The following is a 2,849-nucleotide window of genomic DNA, read 5'->3' as shown; positions in this document are numbered from 1 at the left end:
GCCGCTTCCGGTGCCCTGGCCGGACGAGGCCCGCGACGCGCTGGTGGCGCTGCTCGGCGCCGGGCGCGCGGCCGTACCGGTCTGGGAGGAACTGGACCAGGCCGGGGTGCTGGTCCGGCTGCTGCCCGACTGGGAGCGGGTGCGGCACCGCCCGCAGCGCAACCCCGTGCACCGCTACACGGTCGACCGCCACCTGATCGAGACCGCGGCCGGGGCCGCCGCGTCCACCCGTGAGGTCTCCCGGCCGGACCTGCTGCTCATCTGCGCGCTTCTGCACGACATCGGCAAGGGCTATCCCGGCGACCACTCCGACACCGGCGCGGTCGTCGCCCGCGACATCGGCGCCCGGATGGGGCTGCCCCCGGCGGACGTGGAGATCCTCCAGACCGTGGTCCGCCACCACCTGCTGCTGCCCGAGACCGCCACCCGGCGCGACCTGGACGACCCGGTGACGATCTCCCGGGTGGCCGAGGCGGTCGGCTCGCGCGAGGTGCTGGAACTGCTCGCCGCCCTGGCCGTGGCCGACGGCAACGCCACCGGGCCCGCCGCGTGGAACACCTGGAAGGCCTCGCTGGTCACCGACCTGGTGCGGCGGGTGCGCTCGGTGCTGTCGGGGACCCCGCCGCGGCCCGCGCCCTCCCTCTCCGCCGAGCAGGCGTCCCTGGCCCGGCACGGCGGGGGGGCGATCCGGGTCAACGGCGGGGCGGTCACCGTGGTCGCCCCCGACCGGTCGGGACTGCTCTGGCGCGCGGCCGGGGTGCTCGCCGCGCACCGGATGGTGGTCCGGGCCGCCTCGGCGGCCTCGGCGGGGTCCACCGCCGTGATCGAGTTCTCGGTGGTCCCGGAGTACGGCTCGCCGCCCGACCCGGCGACACTGGAGGCCGACCTGCGGCTCGTCCTGGCCGGCCGGCTCGACATCGAGGAGCGCCTCGCCCGCCGTACCCGCTCGCTGAGACCGGCGCGTGTGCCGGTCGCGCCGCCCCGCGTTACCCTCGTGGACGACGCGTCCACCACGGCGACCGTCGTGGAAGTACGCGCTCATGACCGTCCGGGGCTATTGTGGCGGATTGGTAGAGCATTTGGTGAGTGTGGTCTTGACGTGCGCGCTGCGCGTGTGGAGACTCTCGGCGCAGAGGCGGTGGACGTCTTCTACGTGGTCGACAGGGCTGGACGTCCTCTGACGGACCGGGCCCAGCGTGCGCAGGTGCGGGATCAGGTCCTCAGCGCCCTGAGATAACCATCGGAAATCAGTCTTCCGTCGCATCTGTAACGATTAAGTCCGTTTTGTCGGATATGTCGCTTCTGTCCCGTGGGTCTATGGTCTGATGATGGCCACTTGTGTCGTGATGGTGAAGGGTAGCTAGAGCGGTGACGACGGGACCTACCGATAGCGAGACCGCATCGGTGCGCGACCGCGGCAAGCGGCCTGCCGCCCGATTCGGTCTACGGAACTGGCGCGTGCGAACGCGCCTCACGGCGCTGATCCTGGTGCCGACGGCGGTGGGCGTGCTGCTCGCCGGAGCGCGCGTGGCCGCCTCCGTCGAGGGTGTCACCGTGCACCAGCGCACGGCGGCCGCGGCCGAGTACTCCGGCCGCCTGCGCGACCTCGCGCAGGCCCTCGGTTTGGAACGTGACCGGGGAGCATGGGCGGCGTTCCAGCCTGCGAACAAGGGATTGGAGAGCAGTTTCACCACGCAGCGGAAGGCGGTCGACGATCTGCTGCTGAAGGTCCGGGTGGACCTGCGGGCGATCGACGACTCCTACGGGCCGCGAGCGGTCAAGGCCGCCCGCGACGCCGCGTACCAGCTCGAAAGCCTCGGCAAGACGCGTGAACTGCCCGGCACGCCGGGCCGAGCGCTACAGCTTCCTGATCAACCCGCTGCTCCAGCTGCACGAGGAGCTCACGCTGGTCAGCGAGGACCCGGAGATCATTGGCAACACCCGGGGACTCAGCGCGCTGGCCTACGCCAAGGAGGAGGTCTCCCGGCAGCGGGCCCGCCTGCTGGCCGGCTACTACGCGCCCGCGCTGGTCAACGCCCAGCAGGTCGAGGAGTTCATCGCCTCGCGGTCGCGGCTGGAGGAGCGCAAGGCCGAGTTCGCCATCGAGGCGGGCGCCGAGAACGGCCAGCTCCTCAGCACCCAGCTGGTCGACGAGCGGGTGCACCGCGCGGAGCTGACGAAGTCCAAGGCGATCGCGCTCTCGGGCCGGCCGAACGCCTCCGGGCGGCTGCTGAGCGACCTGACCGAGGTCAAGCAGTGGTTCGGGGACAACACCGAGGTCCTCAACCGGATGAAGAAGGTCGAGACCAAGGTCGCCGGTGACGTGATCACCCGGGCCCGGGAGCTGGAGGACTCCGAGCAGCGCGCCGCGATCATCGCGGCCGGTCTGATCCTGACCCTGCTCCTGCTGGTCCTCGGCCTGACCGTCCTCATCGCGCGCTCGATGGTCCTGCCGCTGCGCCGCCTGCGGGTCGAGGCGCTGGACGTCGCCGGCAGCCGGCTGCCCGACGTGGTGCGCAGGCTCCGGATCTCCGGAGAGACCCAGACCCCCGAGGTCGAGCCCATCTCGGTCGACAGCAGGGACGAGATCGGCGAGGTCGCCAAGGCCTTCGACGAGGTCCACCGCCAGGCCGTACGGCTCGCGGCGGAGGAATCCGAGCTCCGGTCCAACATCAGCGCGATGTTCGTCAACCTCTCGCGGCGGACCCAGACCCTGGTGGAGCGGCAGATCTCGCTCATCGACGGTCTGGAGAAGGGCGAGCAGGACGGCGGCCGGCTGAGCGACCTGTTCAAGCTCGACCACCTGGCCACCCGCATGCGCCGCAACTCCGAGAACCTCCTGGTCCTCG

Annotated in this window: 2 protein-coding genes; both read left to right on the top strand. The window is 71.5% G+C overall.

The window, feature by feature from the left end:
- Nucleotides 1–1,237, top strand: a 1,237-nt coding sequence (locus tag ACWJ6R_RS33875) for an ACT domain-containing protein (RefSeq protein ID WP_449066126.1), incomplete at its 5' end; no start/stop codon positions are given.
- 591 nt (nt 1,238–1,828) lie between these two features.
- Nucleotides 1,829–2,849, top strand: a 1,021-nt coding sequence (locus ACWJ6R_RS33870) for a nitrate- and nitrite sensing domain-containing protein (protein ID WP_449066125.1), incomplete at its 3' end; no start/stop codon positions are given.

It is taken from the genome of Planomonospora algeriensis (genome assembly GCF_977012225.1).
Note: the sequence above shows the minus strand (reverse complement) of the source record. Positions and strands in the feature narration are given on the sequence as shown.